This is a genomic window from Thermanaerothrix sp., assembly GCF_056331585.1.
Genome location: NZ_JBWGPQ010000037.1, coordinates 1 through 17,686, shown reverse-complemented (window position 1 = coordinate 17,686; position 17,686 = coordinate 1). Strand labels below are relative to the sequence as shown.

20 protein-coding genes, 1 tRNA gene and 1 pseudogene are annotated in these 17,686 nt (G+C 55.4%); 20 read left to right on the top strand and 2 right to left on the bottom strand.

Annotation, left to right across the window (positions count from 1 at the left end; all coding sequences use genetic code 11):
• Nucleotides 1-2: 2 nt before the first annotated feature.
• From AC01YT_RS11490 to yabN, 12 genes are all read left to right on the top strand, one after another.
• Nucleotides 3-671, top strand: a complete 669-nt coding sequence (locus tag AC01YT_RS11490) for an adenylate kinase (protein ID WP_476675562.1) — start codon at nucleotides 3-5, stop codon at nucleotides 669-671.
• On the top strand, nucleotides 671-1,483 hold the full coding sequence (gene map / locus AC01YT_RS11485) for a type I methionyl aminopeptidase (protein WP_476675586.1): 813 nt from the start codon (nucleotides 671-673) through the stop codon (nucleotides 1,481-1,483). The genes AC01YT_RS11490 and map overlap by 1 nt, the downstream gene beginning before the upstream one ends.
• Before the next feature lie 52 nt (nucleotides 1,484-1,535).
• A complete protein-coding gene (gene rpmJ / locus AC01YT_RS11480; RefSeq protein WP_083461648.1) occupies nucleotides 1,536-1,649 on the top strand; it encodes a 50S ribosomal protein L36 in 114 nt (37 codons plus the stop codon).
• Nucleotides 1,650-1,655: 6 nt separating this feature from the next.
• Entirely contained in the window at nucleotides 1,656-2,045 is a 390-nt protein-coding gene (gene rpsM, locus AC01YT_RS11475) for a 30S ribosomal protein S13 (RefSeq protein ID WP_054520542.1), read from the top strand.
• A 117-nt stretch (nucleotides 2,046-2,162) separates the two neighbouring features.
• Entirely contained in the window at nucleotides 2,163-2,567 is a 405-nt protein-coding gene (gene rpsK, locus AC01YT_RS11470) for a 30S ribosomal protein S11 (RefSeq protein WP_315624367.1), read from the top strand.
• Nucleotides 2,568-2,588: 21 nt separating this feature from the next.
• Entirely contained in the window at nucleotides 2,589-3,233 is a 645-nt protein-coding gene (rpsD, locus tag AC01YT_RS11465) for a 30S ribosomal protein S4 (protein ID WP_315624366.1), read from the top strand.
• 58 nt (nucleotides 3,234-3,291) lie between these two features.
• Complete coding sequence (locus AC01YT_RS11460) at nucleotides 3,292-4,242, top strand: DNA-directed RNA polymerase subunit alpha (protein WP_476675558.1); 951 nt, start codon at nucleotides 3,292-3,294, stop codon at nucleotides 4,240-4,242.
• Between the two features lie 6 nt (nucleotides 4,243-4,248).
• A complete protein-coding gene (gene rplQ, locus AC01YT_RS11455; protein WP_476675556.1) occupies nucleotides 4,249-4,626 on the top strand; it encodes a 50S ribosomal protein L17 in 378 nt (125 codons plus the stop codon).
• Between the two features lie 26 nt (nucleotides 4,627-4,652).
• The gene (gene truA, locus AC01YT_RS11450; RefSeq protein ID WP_476675554.1) at nucleotides 4,653-5,459 is read left to right on the top strand and encodes a tRNA pseudouridine(38-40) synthase TruA; all 807 of its coding nucleotides are present in this window, start codon (nucleotides 4,653-4,655) and stop codon (nucleotides 5,457-5,459) included.
• The gene (gene rplM / locus AC01YT_RS11445; RefSeq protein WP_315624362.1) at nucleotides 5,452-5,877 is read left to right on the top strand and encodes a 50S ribosomal protein L13; all 426 of its coding nucleotides are present in this window, start codon (nucleotides 5,452-5,454) and stop codon (nucleotides 5,875-5,877) included. Before truA ends, rplM begins: the two co-directional genes overlap by 8 nt.
• 13 nt (nucleotides 5,878-5,890) lie before the next feature.
• Nucleotides 5,891-6,289: a 30S ribosomal protein S9 gene (gene rpsI / locus AC01YT_RS11440; RefSeq protein ID WP_476675552.1), complete on the top strand. Its 399-nt coding sequence runs from the start codon at nucleotides 5,891-5,893 to the stop codon at nucleotides 6,287-6,289.
• A gap of 118 nt (nucleotides 6,290-6,407) precedes the next feature.
• Nucleotides 6,408-7,889: a bifunctional methyltransferase/pyrophosphohydrolase YabN gene (yabN, locus tag AC01YT_RS11435; protein WP_476675550.1), complete on the top strand. Its 1,482-nt coding sequence runs from the start codon at nucleotides 6,408-6,410 to the stop codon at nucleotides 7,887-7,889.
• Between the two features lie 3 nt (nucleotides 7,890-7,892).
• On the opposite strand, the gene AC01YT_RS11430 is transcribed toward yabN, so the two are convergent.
• Nucleotides 7,893-8,339, bottom strand: a complete 447-nt coding sequence (locus tag AC01YT_RS11430; RefSeq protein WP_476675548.1) for a DUF3887 domain-containing protein — start codon at nucleotides 8,337-8,339, stop codon at nucleotides 7,893-7,895.
• Between the two features lie 81 nt (nucleotides 8,340-8,420).
• Nucleotides 8,421-8,493, bottom strand: a tRNA-Phe gene (locus AC01YT_RS11425).
• Between the two features lie 279 nt (nucleotides 8,494-8,772).
• Here AC01YT_RS11425 and AC01YT_RS11420 point away from each other — a divergent pair.
• The 8 genes and pseudogenes from AC01YT_RS11420 to AC01YT_RS11385 form a co-directional block, all read left to right on the top strand.
• On the top strand, nucleotides 8,773-10,839 hold the full coding sequence (locus tag AC01YT_RS11420) for a methyl-accepting chemotaxis protein (RefSeq protein ID WP_476675546.1): 2,067 nt from the start codon (nucleotides 8,773-8,775) through the stop codon (nucleotides 10,837-10,839).
• A 54-nt stretch (nucleotides 10,840-10,893) separates the two neighbouring features.
• Nucleotides 10,894-11,358 carry a chemotaxis protein CheW gene (locus tag AC01YT_RS11415; RefSeq protein ID WP_476675544.1) on the top strand — a complete coding sequence of 155 codons (465 nt, stop codon included), beginning with the start codon at nucleotides 10,894-10,896 and terminating at the stop codon, nucleotides 11,356-11,358.
• A gap of 44 nt (nucleotides 11,359-11,402) precedes the next feature.
• Nucleotides 11,403-13,838 (top strand): methyl-accepting chemotaxis protein, encoded by a 2,436-nt coding sequence (locus AC01YT_RS11410; protein ID WP_476675542.1) that lies wholly within the window; start codon nucleotides 11,403-11,405, stop codon nucleotides 13,836-13,838.
• Between the two features lie 321 nt (nucleotides 13,839-14,159).
• A complete protein-coding gene (locus AC01YT_RS11405) occupies nucleotides 14,160-15,041 on the top strand; it encodes a flagellin (RefSeq protein ID WP_476675540.1) in 882 nt (293 codons plus the stop codon).
• Between the two features lie 89 nt (nucleotides 15,042-15,130).
• Nucleotides 15,131-15,970: a flagellar cap protein FliD N-terminal domain-containing protein gene (locus AC01YT_RS11400; protein WP_476675538.1), complete on the top strand. Its 840-nt coding sequence runs from the start codon at nucleotides 15,131-15,133 to the stop codon at nucleotides 15,968-15,970.
• Nucleotides 15,945-16,301: a response regulator gene (locus tag AC01YT_RS11395; protein ID WP_476675536.1), complete on the top strand. Its 357-nt coding sequence runs from the start codon at nucleotides 15,945-15,947 to the stop codon at nucleotides 16,299-16,301. Before AC01YT_RS11400 ends, AC01YT_RS11395 begins: the two co-directional genes overlap by 26 nt.
• A gap of 15 nt (nucleotides 16,302-16,316) precedes the next feature.
• A complete protein-coding gene (locus AC01YT_RS11390; RefSeq protein ID WP_476675534.1) occupies nucleotides 16,317-17,417 on the top strand; it encodes a protein-glutamate methylesterase/protein-glutamine glutaminase in 1,101 nt (366 codons plus the stop codon).
• A gap of 5 nt (nucleotides 17,418-17,422) precedes the next feature.
• Nucleotides 17,423-17,686 (top strand): annotated as a pseudogene (locus AC01YT_RS11385) (CheR family methyltransferase); the annotation flags it as partial.

Here is a 17,686-nt window from a genome sequence, read left to right as displayed (position 1 = left end):
ACATGGGTGACTTTATCGTACTTCTCGGTCCTCCTGGCGCTGGAAAGGGCACCCAAGCCCAGCGCCTGGCCCAAGCCTTGGGTATGGCTCATATTTCATCCGGCGATTTATTCCGCGAACACCTTAAGGCGCAAACGGACTTGGGAAAGTTAGCCCAGTCTTACATGAACCAAGGTGAACTGGTGCCGGATGATGTGACCATCGCCATGGTACGCGAGCGCGTGAGCCGTCCGGACTGTGCGCGCGGGGCAATACTAGACGGTTTTCCCCGCACGCCGGTGCAGGCACAAGCATTGGATGCGATACTGGCCGAATTAAACGGTCGGGTGGTTTGCGTGCCGTTGATCAACGTCCCTGCTGAGGTGCTGATCGAGCGTTTGGGTGGGCGGTGGACATGTCGCGCTCAGGGGCATGTCTATCACGAGAAGTATAACCCACCACGGGCGCCGGGCGTGTGTGATGTGGACGGGTCGGAACTCTATCAGCGTGAAGATGATTTGCCTGAAACCGTTGCCCGGCGCATTCGGGTTTATTTGGAGCAAACGGCACCTCTGGTGGATTATTATCGCCAAAAGGGGCTGTTGGTGGAGATTGACGGCACCTTGCCGATTGAAGAGGTCAGTGCAAAATTAATGGAAGCCGTGGAGAAAGCCAGAAAAGAGCACGTATGATGTCCTGGGAACGTCATATCACGATCAAGAGTCCCAAAGAAATTGAAATCATGCGCATTGCCGGGCGGATCAATGCCGAGGCGCTTCAGGCGGCGTGTGATATTGCTCGTCCGGGCGTGACCACGGCGGATTTAAATGCAGCTGCTGAGGACGTGCTCAAAAAGTATGGCGTTTATTCACCATTCAAAAATTACCCAGGCCCGTACCCTTATCCGGCCAGCACAACTGTTAGCGTGAATGACGAACTGGTACATGGCATCCCCGGCAAACGAAAACTTAAAGAAGGGGATATTGTTTCCATAGATTGTGGCACCGTTTATGAGGGTTTTGTGGCCGACTCGGCGGTAACAATTGCGATTGGTGAGGTTACGCCTGAGGTGGAGCGGCTGCTTGAGGTTACTGAGCAAGCGCTCTATGCCGGGATTGCCAAGATGTTGCCCGGAAATCGGGTGGGTGATGTATCGGCTGCGATTCAGCACTATGTGGAAAGCCGCGGCCTTTACGTGACCCGCGAATACACCGGTCACGGGGTAGGGCGGCAAATGCACGAAGGACCACAGGTGCCGAATTACGGTATTCCAGGGCGTGGAATAGTGCTTCGCCCGGGGATGACGATTGCGCTGGAGCCCATGGTGCTCATTGGGTCACCCTACACACGGGTGCTGGAAGATCAATGGACGGTCGCGTCGCAAAACGGGCTGCCTACGGCGCACTTCGAACACACCATCGCGGTAACTGAGCATGGTCCCCTCATTTTGACCTTGCTGGAAGACGGCAGCACGCCTGGACGAAATCATCGGAAACCAGTATAATTTCAAATTCGGCTACTAAGACGGAGTTATCTTGTGACAGGAGAACGCGATCATGAAAGTATCACCTTCTATTCGTAAACGATGTGCGAAGTGCAAGATCGTGCGGCGGCGAGGACGCCTGTACGTAATTTGTGAAAATCCGAAGCATAAACAGCGACAGGGGTAAAACAGCATGGCGAGAATTGAAGGTGTTGATCTACCGCGCAATAAGCGGGTTGAAGTAGCCCTGACTTACATTTATGGAATCGGGCCAAGTCGGGCAAAAGAAATCCTGGCCGCGACGAAGGTGAACCCGGATACGCGAGTCAAAGACCTGACCGAAGCCGAGGTCAATGCACTGCGCGATTATATCGCCCAACACTATAAGGTTGAGGGTGATTTGCGTCGCGAAGTGCAAATGAATATTAAACGGTTGATCGAAATCGGTTGCTACCGCGGCTTACGCCATCGCCGTGGCCTTCCGGTGCGAGGGCAGCGCACACGCACCAATGCCCGCACGCGCAAGGGTCCGCGCAAGACGGTGGCTGGGCGTGGTCGCCGCCGAGGTGCTGCGAAGAAATAGACCTGGTTGTCGCTGGCTCAGTGTTGGGAGCGCCTTCCCTCCCCTGCGGCTGCCTGAGCGGCGGAGGACCAGGATCTAAGCAGAAATTGCATTCTTATGGAGTGAGAGCGAGGAAATATGGCTCAAAGTGTACGATCTGCGCGCCGATCCGGCGCTACACGAAAAATCAAGCGCACGCTTTCATCGGCCAAGGTGTACATCAACGCATCGTTTAACAACACGATCGTGACGGTCACCGATCAGCAGGGCAATGTGGTGTGCTGGGCGAGTTCAGGGTCGGCCGGATTTAAGGGATCGCGCAAGAGCACGCCATTCGCCGCGCGATTGGCCGCCGAACAGGCCATCAAGGCTGCTCAGGCTATGGGTGTTCAGGAAGTGGATCTCATTGTCAAGGGCCCTGGCCCAGGGCGTGAGTCGGCGATTCGGGCCATTCAGGCCATGGGCGTGACGGTGCGTTCCATTGCAGACGCGACCCCAATCCCGCACAATGGGTGTCGGCCACCCAAGAAGCGCCGTGTCTAATCGGATGGAGTGAGGGACGATATGGCGAGATATACCGGACCGGTTTGTAAACTATGTCGGCGCGAAGGGATGAAGTTGTTTCTCAAAGGGGAACGTTGCTTCTCTCCAAAATGCGCCTTTGAGCGGCGCGGTTATGCGCCGGGTGAGCATGGACGTATGGGCAGTGCCCGCGGTGGCATGGAACGCCTTTCGGACTATGCTAAGCAGTTGCGTGCTAAGCAACGTGCCCGCCGCATTTACGGCGTGCTCGAACGTCAGTTCCGTCGCTACTTCAATGTGGCGTTGCGCAAGCGTGGCTTGACCGGCCTTAATCTATTGCAGACCCTTGAATTGCGTCTGGATAATGTGATTTATCGTTTGGGATTTGCGGTCAACCGCGCTCAGGCTCGTCAGTTGGTGACCCATGGTCACTTCACGGTCAATGGTCGTAAGACGGATGTGCCTTCAATGCTGTTGCGCCCCGGGGATGTAGTGGCGGTGCGCGAAGGCTCGCGTCGGCGTACGTTTTTCCGTGAATTGCCCGAAATTGCTGAAAAGCGCCCGTGCAGCCCTTGGCTGGAACGTGATCTGCAGCAACTTTCGGGGCGTGTGCTGCGCTTGCCTGAGCGGGCAGAGATTGACGGTGCTTTGAACGAACAGTTGATTGTCGAGTACTACTCGCGCTAATGAGTGAAATTCGGGTTCGTTCAAAAGAAAGAGGTGGACCTTGAGTGCTGTAAGTAGCATGGTTAAACCCAGAATAGAGCAAGATGCCCAGGCGCGCAACTATGGGCGCTTTGTGATCAGCCCGCTGGAACGCGGTTATGGTGTCACCCTGGGCAATGCCCTACGGCGTGTGCTGCTCTCATCGCTGGAAGGTGCAGCGGTTACATCCATTCGCATCACCGATGTGCTGCACGAATTTAGCGATATTCCCGGCGTCCGTGAGGATGTTATCCAGGTTATGTTGCAGATCAAGCAACTGCGCTTGATCTTACATGATGTGGATACTGCCACCCTCCAGTTGGAGGTGCGGGGTGAAGGGCCAGTGACCGCAGCAGATATTCAAATTCCGGCGGAAGTGGAAATTGTGAACCCCGAACTCTACCTTTTCACGGTAGATGACCCCAACACCCGTTTGGATATTGAGATGGTGGTGGAACGCGGTCGTGGGTATTCCCCGGCCAGTGACCGCAGCGGACGACTTCCTATCGGTGAGCTGCCGGTGGATGCGATCTTCAGCCCAGTCAAACGCGTGAATTACAACGTAGAAGCCACGCGCGTGGGGCAAAGCACGAATTACGAGCGTTTAACGCTGGAAATTTGGACGGATGGCACCATTTCGCCGGAAAAAGCGCTGGTTGAGGCTTCTCGGATCCTGATTGACCACTTCCGCTTGGTAGCGGGCGTGGGCGAGGAGGCGATAGCGCTAGCGGCTGAAAAAGAGCCGAGTGGTATCCGCTTAAGCAGTGAGGCCGCTGATACCCCGATTGAAAATCTGGATCTCTCGGTGCGCGTTTTCAACTCCCTCAAGCGCACGGGGATTACCACGGTCGGGGATGTGCTGGAACTGCTGGAAAAGGGCAATGATGCAGTGATGTCCATCCGGAATTTTGGCGAGAAGAGCCTGGAAGAATTGCGCCAGAAAATGCGCGAGAAAGGGTTCTTGCCACCCGAAACAAAGGAGGCGGAGTAAGGACCGATGCGACACAAGGTTGCAGGTTACAAATTGGGGCGATCCACAGGCCAGCGTAATGCGCTGCGCCGAACGCTCTTGCGCCAGTTTTTCACGTACGAGCGCATCCGCACGACCCGGGCTAAAGCCATGGCTATCCGCGGCGAGGCGGAGCGGATGATCACCATTGCACGCAACAGCCAACAGGGGAGTGACGTTGAAAAAGTCAATGCTCGCCGGTTGGTAGCAGCGCGCCTGGGTGATCCAAAACTGGTTAAGAAGTTGTTTGATGAGATCGCACCTCGTTATGCGAACCGCAATGGCGGTTATACCCGTGTCTTCAAGCTGGGCCCTCGGCTAGGCGATAATGCCGAGATGGTCTTGCTGGAATTGGTTGAGTCGTAAGCCATCCGGACTTTTGCCGGATTGGAATGGCACGTTACCAGGTTACCATAACCTACGACGGCACCTGCTTCCAGGGGTTTCAAAGGCAGGGAGGTCGGGCACGGACGGTGCAGGCGGAGATAGAGGCGGCGTTACAGCGCCTGGGGTGGTCGGGACCGGCGATTCTTTATGCCGGCCGCACTGATGCGGGCGTTCACGCCGCGGGTCAGGTAATTGCGTTCGATTTGGATTGGGCACACTCCCCCGAAGTCTTGAGACGAGCGTTGAACGCTTACCTGCCTGATGATGTGGCCGTCAAAGTCGTGCGCGAAGCCAGCCCGCATTTTCATCCTCGCTATCACGCGGTGGGACGGGCATATTCCTACCGCCTCTATGCGGCACCGGATCGTGATCCGTTGCGTGACCGCTATGCCTGGCGGGTATGGCCGGATGTGGATTTGGCTCGGCTGCAGGCGGCGGCGCGTTGGATTGAAGGCCAGCATGATTTTGCTGCCTTTGGTGCACCGATGAAGCCCGGGCGATCTACGGTGCGCCGTGTGTATCGTACCTCCTGGGAAGTCCTGGAAGATGCCTCACTGCGCTTTCATATTGTTGCCAATGCTTTCCTCTACCATATGGTGCGCAGGTTGGTATATGTTCAGGTGCTGGTGGGGCAGGCAAAACTGCCGCCTGAAGCCATCGGCGAGGCGCTCCGAGGTGAACGTATCCTTCCGCCGGGGTTGGCGGCAGCGCGGGGCTTGGTGCTTGAACGGGTTTATTACCCGGAAGATGAGCAAGGATTTGAACCTCTGGGAGAATCCTTAATTGCAAGTGGAGATGAGGACTGTGGATAAGACATACGTAATCAAAGGAAAACCCGAAACACAATGGCTGCTGGTTGATGCCACAGACCAAAATTTAGGACGTCTGGCGACCAAAATCGCGCACTACCTGTTGGGAAAGCACAAACCCACTTACACCCCGGGTGTCCCAATGGGGGATTACGTGGTGGTCATCAATGCCAGCCGCATTCAGGTGCACGAATCCCGCCCTGAAACCAAGATTTATTACCGTCACTCGATGTATCCTGGGGGTTTGAAAGCCATTTCCTTGCGGGATATGCTGCAGAAGCATCCTGATCGGGTGATCCGGCAGGCTGTGTGGGGGATGCTCCCTAAAAATAAAATTGGGCGGCGCCTGATCAAGCGGCTCAAGATCTATGCGGGTCCAGAGCATCCGCACCAGGCACAGAATCCACAACCGGTAGCCTAAGAGGAGTTAGAGCATGATGGCAATACAGTATTATGAAGGTGTTGGACGCCGCAAAGAAGCCACCGCGCGGGTGCGTGTCATGAGTGGCTCAGGGCGTTTTGTGGTCAATGAGAAGCCCTTAGAAGCCTACTTTCCGCGCTTGGGTGACGTGGACTCGATCCTGCGCCCACTTGTGGCCGCCGGTTATGATCGCAATGGTTTTGACATTACTGTCAAGGTGGTCGGCGGTGGGGTCACCGGCCAGGCGGATGCGGTGCGGTTGGGGCTGGCACGGGCGTTAGCCAAGATGAACCCTGAGTTGGTACAGACACTGCGTCGCGAGGGGCTGCTCACGCGCGACCCGCGGGTGAAGGAACGCAAGAAACCCGGTCTTAAGCGTGCGCGCAAGGCGCCAACCTACACCAAACGTTAAAAAAGCACACGAGACAGGTTTCTGGCCTGGTTATGGGGCCTGAGGGAGGATATTTTATCCTCCCCTCAGGCTTTTTGCTAACATCAATTAAAGGGAAAGATTTTTGAGAGGTGAGCGTATGACAGCCGCGGGTGGTGTGGTTTTGCTAGGACTAGGTCCAGGTGAGGCGCGCTTATTGACGCATGAAGCCTGGGAGTGGTTGAGGTCAATCTCAGAACTTTATGTGCGCACCGAACAGCATCCTGTGGTGCAAGAACTACCGGCTGGGGTGCAAGTGCATAGTTTCGATTGGCTGTATCGTCAGGGGCAATCGTTTGAAGCGGTTTACACTGCCATTGTTGAAAAAGTTATCGAATTAGCCCGCCGTCCACAAGGGGTGACGTATGCTGTCCCGGGCCATCCCCTGGTGGCGGAAGCCACAGGCCCCGAGATTTTACGCCGCATCCAGGCCGAAGGGTTGCCCGTACGCGTCATTGAGGGCCTTTCGTTCCTTGAACCCACTTTTACCGCGCTGGGTCTAGATCCTTTCCCTCGCCTAGTGTTGTTGGATGCTCTTGAATTGGGTACCTGGCATGTTCCTTCCTTCCCGCCGGATGCACCGGTTTTGATTGCTCAGATCTATGACCGCATGAGCGCATCAGAGGTCAAGTTGACGTTGAATGCCTTCTATCCGGATGAGCATCCAGTAACCCTGGTACATGCTGCGGGCACGAAACAGCAGCAAATCGAGCACCTTCGCCTTTACGAGATTGACCGTAGTCCGCATTTGGGGCTAATGAGCGCATTATACGTGCCTCCCTTGGGAGAGGCCACCTCGATGGAAGCCTTCCTGGAAATTGTGGCGCATTTGCGCGCACCGGACGGTTGTCCCTGGGATCGCCAACAGACTCATCAGTCCCTGCGTAGTCATCTTTTAGAAGAGGCTTATGAAGTGCTGGCGGCGATTGACGCGGACGATCCCCAGGCTTTGCAAGAAGAACTAGGGGATCTGTTGCTCCAAGTGGCTTTGCACGCTCAGATTGCCAGCGAGGAAGGGGAGTTTAATTTTACGGATGTTGTGCGCGGCATTCATCATAAGATTGTGCGCCGACATCCCCATGTGTTTGGTACGTTAAAAGTGGAGGGCGTGGAGGGGGTGCTGCGAAACTGGGAACGACTGAAGCAAGCGGAACGTGAGGCAAATGGCCAGGAGGAACGCAGTTTGTTGGCTGGTGTGCCTTTAGCGCTCCCTGCGCTCACGCAGGCGCAAGAGTTACAAGATCGTGCCGCGCGGGTGGGCTTTGACTGGCCTGAGATTGCGCCAGTGTGGGAAAAAGTGCGTGAGGAACTGCAGGAGGTGCTTACTGCCCCCGATGAGCGCGCCCGGGAAAAAGAATTGGGGGATTTGCTTTTTGCCGTAGTGAACCTGGCTCGCTGGTACAAAGTAGATGCTGAAAGCGCGCTGCGGGCTACTAACCAACGCTTTCGACAACGCTTCGCGCATATCGAGCAACGCGCGCGAGAGATGGGGCGGGTGCTCGGCGAAATGACCCTGGCCGAGATGGACGCACTTTGGGAGGAAGCCAAGCACAATGAGAAAGGCGTCGAACCTGGGGAGTGACCTTTAGCGTTTACGCAATTCCGGTGACTCGAACCACAGGCCGCTGACCAAATGTGGTTCGGCTTTGGTCAGCACCAGGCGCATGGTGACCGCGTCGTCTTTTTCAAAGCGCAGGCGGTAGACGACAATGTAATAATCACCGCTTTCCAGGACGGAACTCACCTCACGGGATTGAAATGCCCCCAGGCGCGACTCGAGCGTCTGGCGCAAGTCGGTAAATGCTTTTTCGTCTAGCCCTTTGCGCATAGCGTCGTCAAAGTCGGTGGCAAAGGCGGTGTAATCGCCCGCGAACAGGCCATTCAACAGGGTATCGGCCATGGGTTCAGCATAGGCTAAGACAGCGTCTCGAGTATCCCCTTCTAGTGTGCGTGCCCCCCCACCGCAGGCGGTCAGGACAATCCCTACCACAAACATCAGGGTAAAGACAATTGGACATTGGGATGTCTTCATCGGTAGATTCCTCCCGCGCGCATCATACCACAGGGGATGCGGTTAAAGCAAGATACCTCTCACGTAGGAGAGGTATCGGTGTGCCGAGAGCCAGAATCGAACTGGCGACACCGCAGTTTTCAGCCGCGTGCTCTACCAACTGAGCTATCTCGGCAACTACTCAAATTTTAACGGCAGGCAGGGGGATTGTCAAGCAACGCGCGCTATTTTCTAAGCCAAGGGGGTGATATAAGGAACTCATCCCATTTTTATTATGTTTTTATCCTTATTTTATGCGCTTTTGCTTCGGTCTTCCGTAAATTGATACAGAAGTCACCGGCGTAGGTGCGCTTTCCTGACCTGGCTCATGGAAAAAAGGGTTTGGCATGAAAGCGTGACCTCTACAACCGGCGAAGCCCTCTCAAAATCTTAACCCGATTTACGAGGAGAGCCAATGAATCCGCTTAACCGTTTGCGTCTTTTGGTCAAGTTGAGCCTGGCGTTTGGGGTGGTTGTCCTCCTGACCCTCGTTCTGGCTGTGAACTCTTACCTTGGGATCGCAGATGCACATGCCCAATCAGTAATGCTCTATTCTCAAAATCTAACCCCGGCTATAGAAGTCGGGCGAGCCCGCACGATGCTGTATCAGATTCGCGGCAATTTGTTCAATATCTTTCTGCTCCCAGATGATACTCTCAAACTTGAATCACAAATTAACCAAAACATTGCTGGAATTACGGCAGTCATTCGAGATTTGCGCGCGCTTAATCTGCCGGGGGCAGAGGCGGCACTGGCAACATTTGAAACGGCTTGGCAGGATTACATCAGTAAACTGGATGATACCCTGCAGCAAATTCACGCCGGGAACCGCAGCGCAGCGATGGCACGGGCCACGGTGGGTGACTTAGCCATGGCGCGCCAGACTGCCGATGCGGCGATGGAAGGATTGTTGACGATAGTACAGCGTGCTGCCGAGGAGGCCCATGCCCAAAGCGAACGTACTTTTGAACGGGTGCGCTGGACGTTAATGGTCGTAGCAATCCTGGCGGTAGGGCTTTCGATTGCGTTGGCCGTTCTGATCACGCGCAACCTGAATCAGCCGATTCAGGTCATGGTCGGGGCGCTCTCCAACTTATCTCAGGGTGATCTTAACCGTCATATTCCTATATCGGTCAAAGAGTCAATTGCCAAGCGGGGCGATGAAATCGGGGCATTGGGCAAGGCCTTAAAAGCTGCTGAGGAGTACATCGTTGCCATGGCTGAGCTGGCGGATCGGATTGCGGCTGGTGATCTCAGCCTGACGATCACCCCCCGCAGCCCGCAAGATGAACTGGGAAATGCGTATGTGCGGATGGTAGAAGGATTGCGCCGCCAGGTGCAACAAATCATGCAGGTGGTTGAGCGGTTGAACGCCATTGCTCAGGATCTTCGAAACGCCGCCTTCCAAAGCGGCGAGGCCAGCCAACAAATGGCGCAGACACTCCAGCAGGTAGCGCGAGGAATTGCCGAGCAGTCCGAGAGCGTCAATCGCACTGCCGCCTCGGTCAATGAAGTTGCCCGTGCCATTGAGGGTATTGCGCGTGGGGCTCAGGAGCAATCTCAGGCGGTTGCTAACGCCTCGAGTTTGACCGCCCGGATCAGCGGGGATGTATCACAAATGGCAGAGAGTGTGGAAACGGTATTCCGCGATGCGACCGGTGCAGCCCAACTGGCACAGCAAGGGGTTCAGGCTGTGCAGCAAACTATTGAGGGCATTGAAAATATCCGTAATCGCTTTGGCTTTTCGGCGCAGCGGGTGGAAGAAATGGGAGTGCGTTCGCGCGAAATTGGGACCATTTTGGAGACGATTCAGGACATTGCTGCCCAGACCAACTTGCTGGCGCTCAACGCCGCCATTGAAGCGGCACGAGCCGGCGAACACGGCAAGGGCTTTGCGGTAGTGGCGGATGAGGTGCGCAAATTGGCTGAACGTGCCGCTGCTGCCACCAAGGAAATTGCGCAATTGGTGCGCGGCATTCAGCAGACCGTGGATGAAGCGGTAAACGCGATGCGCGCAGGCAATGAGGATGTACAACGAGGGGTGGAATTGGCGAATCAGGCTGGACAGGCTCTGGCATTTATCCACGAGGTCAGCGAGGCGGTGAAGCAGCAAGCCGAGTTGACGGCCAATGCGGCGGTGCGGGTACGCGATGCTGTGGATCAACTTGTCAGCGCGGTAGATAGCGTTTCCGCCGTGGTTGAAGAAAATACTGCCTCAACGGAAGAAATGACAGCCAGTGTGGGTGAGGTCAACCAGGCCATTGAGACCATTGCCAGTGTCTCGGAGGAGAATAGCGCTGCTATTGAGGAAGTCAGTGCCTCAGCCGAAGAGGTCAGTGCTCAAGTCGCCGAAGTGGCAAATGCTGTAGATGGGTTGGCCGCAATGGCACATTCCCTGGAAGCTCTGGTGGCACACTTCAAGCTGAATCAAGGTGAAACACCAACGATGGCAAACGAGCCCGTCGCAACGCCGGTCGTTTAAGTGCTGGAACCCGTTACCCCCGGTTCTTAATTTCCCTTCAGGAGAGAAAATGATATGGAGAAACAATTTGTGGTCTTTCAAGTCGCCGGTGAACAGTATGGGGTCACGATTGATCGGGTGGAAAGCATTGTCAAGATGCAGCCCATCACCGTGGTGCCCCAAGCGCCGGCTTTTATTGAGGGTATCACCAATCTGCGCGGGATGGTGTTACCCGTGTTATCCCTCCGCAAGCGGTTCGGCCTGCCCCCGGCCGAAGTTGACCGCGAAACTCGCATTGTGGTGGTGATGAATGAATCTCACCCTATTGGGATTGTGGTGGATAGCGTTTTGGAGGTGTTGCGTCTCCCAGAAGAAACCATTGAGCCCCCACCACCGATGGTAACCAATGAGCGCACCCGTTTTATTACCGGGATTGCCAAGGTGGGGGAGCGGTTGATTATCCTACTGGATCTGACCAAGGTGCTTTCCGTAGAAGAAGAGACGCAACTGGCCGCACTCCGAGAGGTGGTTACGGCATGAAGAGAAGAAAAACCCATCCATTTCCATCAGGGAGAAAACTAGCCATGCAGAAGGTATTCGAACGATTTCAAAACCATCAGGGCTCACGAAATCTGACGAAACGGGGGTCTATCCGTGTCCAAATCTTGTTCTATTCGTTAGTGCTGGCTTTGCTGCCATTACTGGTTTTGTTCGCCTTGAGTTATTTTCAGGCAACGGGTTCTTTGCGGCAAAGTGCCCTTGAGACCCTGGGTGATTTAGCGGATATCACCGATGCTCAGGTGAGGCAATGGCTTGATGCTCGGCGGGCTGAAGTGGAGGTCATGGCAAATGCCGGTGAAATTGTATCCATGGAGCCAACACGGGTCATGCGAGCGCTTACCTTTTATAAAGAAAAATGGGGGGATTATTTCGAAACCCTGGTGGTAATTCAACCCGATGGGTATGCGCTGGCTTCAACCGATGGGCAGCGCAATACTATGAGCGATCGAGATTATTTCAAGCAGGCCATGGCTGGCAAGACGGTGATCTCAGACCCCGTCGTATCGAAAGGTAGTTCGCATGTCGTGGTGGTAGTTGCAGCGCCCATCCGCTCGATGGGGCAAGTGGTAGGTGTGATGGCTGGGGTAGTACCAACCACTGCATTAGAAGAGGTGTTTGGCAAGGCGCAGTTGGGAACCACAGGTGATGCCTATTTGATTGATCAGCGAGGGGTGTTGATTACGCCCTCGCGGTTTGAGGAACAGTTAAAAGCCGAAAATCGAATTAAAGAGCGCAGTGCCTTGGAATTGCGCATTGATACTGAGGCTTCACGCGCCGTACTCTCGGGGCAGGAAGGTGAGGGGGAGTATCAAGGCTACCGCTTTAAGCCGGTTGTGGGGGCCTATCGTTATTTACCCGAGGTAAATTGGGGGCTCATTGTTGAACAGGATGCCAGCGAGGCGTTCGCAGCCGCCAATGGGTTAGCACGGAATATGCTCATCGGTGTTTTCGTCATGGCCGTGTTGGCGGCTCTGGCGGCATATGCTTTCTCTGGGCAAATCACTGGCCCGATCCAGGTTGTGGCTGGGGCAATGAACAAATTGGCGCAGGGTGATTTGTTGAAAGACATAGACGTACAAAAACGCGAATCCATTCTCAAGCGGCGGGATGAAGTCGGGCAAATGGGACAGGCACTTCAGAATGTAGTGGGTTATCTCTCAACCATGGCAAGCACAGCCGAGGCGATCGCCGCTGGTGACCTGATGGTAGAGGTGACGCCACGGTCAGATCAGGATGTCCTGGGTCATGCCTTTGCCCGTATGATGCGGGGTTTACGTGAAATTGTGCAGGGGGTGGCGCAAAATGCCCAGGCCCTGGAAGCGGCAGCGACTGAACTGGCTGAAGCCGCCAATCAAGCCGGTCAGGTCACCGGGCAAATCGCGACGACCATCCAACAGGTTGCCAAGGGCGCCTCGCAGCAATCCGAAGCGGCCAGTCGCACCGCGGCTTCAGTGGAACAGATGACGCGGGCGATTCAAGGGGTAGCCAAAGGTGCACAGGAGCAGGCGGTGGCGGTTAATAAGATGTCTGCGCTGATCAATCAACTCTCGGCCGCTATTCAGCAGGTGCAGACTGGAGCGCAAAGCACCGCCGAGGTTGCCCATACCGCAGTAGAAACCGCGGGTCAGGGTTCGATGACGGTTGAATCCACCCTCAAAGGAATGGCGGCCATCCGTGAAAAAGTGACGCTCTCAGCCGAGAAGGTACAAGCCATGGGGCAACGCTCGGCGCAAATTGGCGCGATCGTGGAGACCATTCAGGACATTGCCTCGCAAACCAACTTACTGGCGCTCAATGCAGCCATTGAAGCGGCACGGGCCGGTGAACACGGTAAGGGCTTTGCAGTTGTCGCCGATGAAGTGCGAAAACTGGCCGAACGTTCGGCGACGGCAACCCGTGAAATTGGTGCGTTGATCCGCGAAATTCGACAGGCGGTGGAAGAAGCGGTGTCGGCAATGCAGGAAAGCGCTAATGAGGTAGAGAAAGATGTGCAACAGGCGAATCTGGCTGGGGCAGCGCTTAACGACATTCTGAGCGGGATCAAAGCGATGCAAGCCAAGGCCGAGGAGAGCGTCAAGGCTGCCCGTCACATGGCGGGGCTGGCTGAACAACTGGTAGCCGCAGCGGACGAGGTTTCGGCGATTGCTGAGGAGAACACCGCTGCCACTGAGGAGATGAGCGCCGGATCACAAGAAATCGCCCAAGCGGTGGAGTCCATCGCCAGTGTGAGCGAGGAAAACAGCGCCGCCGTCGAGGAAGTCTCGGCTTCGGCCGAAGAGATGTCGGCCCAGGTGGAGGAAGTGGCGGCTTCGGCGCAGTTCCTGCAAGGCACAGCGCAAGCCCTGAAAGAGGCGGTTGCGCGGTTCCGCCTGAGCGAGGCAGCCGTGGTCGGCAAAGGGGCATCTGTGCCCGGTTCAGCCTCAGGCAACGGACGGGGCGTGCTGGTAAAAGCCCACTGAGGTTTAGAACCCTCCTTCCATATTTTGGCGTCCTGTGTCCCCATCAGGGCGCCTTTTTATGCCGAATTTACGCCTTAGCCCTAAGGTTTAGCCACAAATGGTCGTTAAGGGAGATAGAACAACATCCCAAACTAACCGGTGAGGAGGTTGGAAGCGCGCTAGGTAACGATACGACATACGGCTGTAACTCGATGTCCTGCCTCTTGGGTAAAGGGGCTTAAACCCCAGAGGTCACTGGTAAGTAGCCCCATCGCTTTCTCGTCATTCATTTCTAAATTCTAAGGGGAAGGATCCCCGCCAAAATTCACAAGGAGGTGTGAGATGCCTACAGTAGATTACACTCGCATTGCTGGTAACATCGGTGCGCTCAACGCGCTCAACTCATTGCAACTGATCAACAACCAACTGGCTATTCACCAAACCCGCCTGGCGACCGGTAAACGCATTAATGAAGCCGCGGATGATCCGGCGGGATTGAGCCTGGCGACCACCTTTGATATCCGCCGCCAAGGGTTACAGACGGTGCTCAACGGCATCGGCGATGCCAAGAACCTGCTCTCCACGGCGGAAGGTGGTTTGCGCAAGATCCAGGACATCCTGGTCAAGATGAAGAACAAGGCTTTGGAAGCTCAAAGCGGTACCATTGGCGATAAGGAAAGAGAGGCCATTGCCGCCCAGTTGAATGCCTATGCGGCGGAAATTGACGCCATTGTTGAACAAACCCAGTGGAACGGCAACTTCCTGATCGGCCAAAGTGGTTCTGCCGGTGGTGCCTCGGCAACTCAGAATTTCCTGACCTCGTTGGGGACGCTAGCTGATCCGACCGCCGTGACCTCAGAGTTCAAATTCTCGGACAACCAGGGCTTTGGCGCATATGGTACAGGGACAGACGGCTTGGGCTTGAATGCCAACTACACCACTTCCAACCTGAGCAGTGCCCTTTCCGACATTGATGCCGCAATTGAAAAGGTCAAGAAGGGGATCAGCGAAGTCGGTGCGTTCAGTGCCCGCTTGTCCTTCAAGGAAGAAGCCATCACCGTGCAATACACCAACACCGAGGCGGCCTACAACCGAATCATGAACGCCAACATGGCTGAAGAGCAGGTGAATGCCAGCAAACTCCTGATCCTGCAGCAGACCGCGACCGCGATGCTGGCCCAGGCGAACACGGCGCCGCAATTCCTGCTCACCCTCTTCCGCTAATCGTTAACTCCTCATCGGTATCGGGATAGCGGGGAGCGCTCAGCGCGCTCCCCGCCCAGCCATCCCCAGGAACGATATGTGAGGTTGCCATGCCTGACGTTTCGAGCACGACCACCCTCTCCAGTTATTTCACCAACCTGGTCAGCAACCTGATGGCCATTGAGCGGCAGCCCTTAATACGGATGACCCAACAACGTGATGCGCTCAATGTGCAACGGGGTATTTACCTGGACCTCCGCTCGCAATTGAGCGATCTCAAGCAATACGTGCAGGCGTTGCGAAGTAGCAGTCCGTTTTTCACGCTAAAGAGCGGGCGGTCGGTAACCGTAACTGAGCCTTCGGTGAATGGTGCAACGGTGGTTAGTGCCTCTGCCAGCGCTTCAGCAGTGGTAGGGGATTATCGCATTCAGGTGAGCCAACTGGCACGCGCCGAGCAGTGGGTTTCTGCGGAACAAGCTGCCACGGATCGTTCGCTAGGTAAGCGTGGCGTGTTTTATCTGGGCGGGACTGGTGTGGCGACAGCATCCTTACCAAGCAGTAGCCCTATCGTGGCAAGCGTGAATGTGGGGGATGTGGGCAGTGGTCTGCGTGAATTGGGAAGCGGTAGCCAGGTCGAGGGGACTGCTTATGTGCTGGAAGTGCGTCAAGGGGACTCGGGTTTCGAGTTCCGTCTACGGGCTGCAGACGGTGGCGTGGTTGCGATCTACGACAAGGCTAAAGCCGATGGTAGTCTGACCAGCGACTGGCAAGCGTTATCACCGCGGGAGGTGTACGATACCCACCGTGGACTGGTAATTACATTTGGTGACTCCCCAGAAGCCGGAACGGTGGCCATTGATTACCAGGCCGCCGGCGTAGCGGTGAACGTGGTTGAAAGTGATACCCTTATCGAAAGGAGTAACCATGGCAACAGTGCTTGTGGTAGATGATGCCGAATTTTTGCGGGTGCGCATCTCTAAGATGTTGATTGCAGAGGGCTATCAGGTCATTGAAGCCGAAAACGGCGCGGTGGCGGTTGAGAAATACAAAGCCGAACGCCCGGATGTAGTGTTGATGGATATTACTATGCCAGAGATGGATGGCCTAACTGCACTTAAGAATATTCGCGCTTATGATCCCCAAGCCAAGGTCGTCATGTTGACGGCATTAGGGCAGGAATCGGTAGTCTTGGAAGCCGTGAAATCAGGAGCACGTGATTTTGTGGTTAAGCCCTTTAACCAGGAACGCGTATTAAGCGCTTTACAAAAGTTACTGGGGTAATCGCGGAGCCGACTTATGGCAACAGGAATGACTGCGGATGTGAACGGGCCAATACGCGTGTTGGTGGTGGATGATTCTGCCTACATGCGCTTTACCATTACCCGCTATTTGAACGATGTTCCGGACATCCAAGTGGTTGGAGTGGCGCGGGATGGTGAAGAGGCATTGGGCATGATCTCCCGCCTGAATCCGCAGGTCATCACCCTGGATGTTGAAATGCCACGCCTGGATGGTTTGAGCACCTTACAGGAGATCATGCGCATCCAGCCCCGTCCGGTCATCATGCTCAGTAGCCTGACCAAGGAAGGGGCTCAGGAGACCGTACGGGCATTGACGCTTGGGGCGGTGGATTTTGTGGCTAAACCGGACAGCAAGGCGAACATTCAAGTTGTTATGGACGAGGTTGTCCAAAAGATTCGCCGGGCGGCCCAAGTTAAAGCACGGGCGCTGGTGCAGACGGCATGGTCCACACCAGGGTCAGAAGAAATTCTCGATCGGGTATCCAGCAAATTAACTCGCCCATGGCAAGAAAGTAATGTGCTCATCGTGGTCGGTGCCTCAACCGGAGGCCCCCGGGCATTAAGCACTCTAATTCCCGCTTTGCCCCAAAATCTCAACGCAGCGCTGCTAATTGTTCAACACATGCCGGCGGGCTTTACCCGCTCGTTAGCACAACGTCTGGATAGCCTTTCCGCATTTAGGATCAAGGAGGCTGCACCTGGGGATCGGTTGGAAGTGGGTTTGGGGCTGGTTGCACCGGGCGGTTTCCATCTCACGCTAGATGCTCAAGGAACGGTACAACTCAATCAAAATCACCCCGTTCATGGCGTACGCCCGGCAGTGGATGTGACGTTGCTTTCGGTGACCCAGCATTTTGCCTCCCGAACTCTGGCGGTCATTTTGACGGGCATGGGTAATGATGGCGCCAACGGTGCAGCGCTGATTCATGCTGCAGGTGGGTATGTGATTGCTGAAGATGAGACCACGGCGGTGGTGTGGGGGATGCCACGGAGCGTGATTGAGGGACGAGCCGCAAATGCCGTGTTGCCTTTATCCGCTATGGCGGCAAAGATTGAGCAATTGGTGTGTCAATTCGACGGTGGTTGGAGGGATTAAAAACAATGGAGTTAGTGGAGTACGAACGGGTCAAAGCCTCCATCAAAAGTCTGCTTGGAATCGATCTCTCGTATTATAAGGACGAGCAGATGCGCCGCCGTCTGGATTCGTGGTTGGTGCGTTCTAATAAGTCTTCATGGGAGGAATATTTTGCCTGGGTACGGCGCGATGAACAGGAACGGCAACGTCTGCGGGATTATCTCACGATTAATGTGAGTGAATTTTTCCGTGATCCTGAGCGATGGCAACTTTTACGAGAAACCGCCGGG